The sequence below is a fragment of the Pseudomonas sp. SIMBA_068 genome, assembly GCF_046534705.1.
Classification (GTDB): domain Bacteria; phylum Pseudomonadota; class Gammaproteobacteria; order Pseudomonadales; family Pseudomonadaceae; genus Aquipseudomonas; species Aquipseudomonas putida.
This window is the reverse complement of record NZ_JAWRYI010000502.1, coordinates 1-272: the sequence shown is the minus strand read 5'-3', so window position 1 is coordinate 272 and position 272 is coordinate 1. Positions and strand designations below refer to the sequence as shown.

General features: G+C 44.5%; 1 protein-coding gene. It reads right to left on the bottom strand.

Annotated features, from left to right (window positions below):
- Positions 1–272: lipocalin-like domain-containing protein (locus SB756_RS30140; RefSeq protein WP_410913245.1), on the bottom strand; the 272-nt coding region annotated here is incomplete at both ends.

The following is a 272-nucleotide window of genomic DNA, read 5'->3' as shown; positions in this document are numbered from 1 at the left end:
GTGCGATGCACTGCAGTAATCATAACTTTGCTGGCCATTACGAATACAAAATGCCATCAAACCACCCTGCTTTTTATCATCAGCCTGAATGCTAAACCAGTCCCACCCATTTTGGCTCGGATCGATTAACGCCGAAGACCACTCTCTGTCTAACCAAGCATCTCCGGTTACTTGATACGTTTCACCCGCAAATGTAATGTTGCCTTTGGCTTGTAAAAACGGATAACTGTAATAATAAGAGGCATGCCCCTGATGCGTTTTTTGGCTGTAAC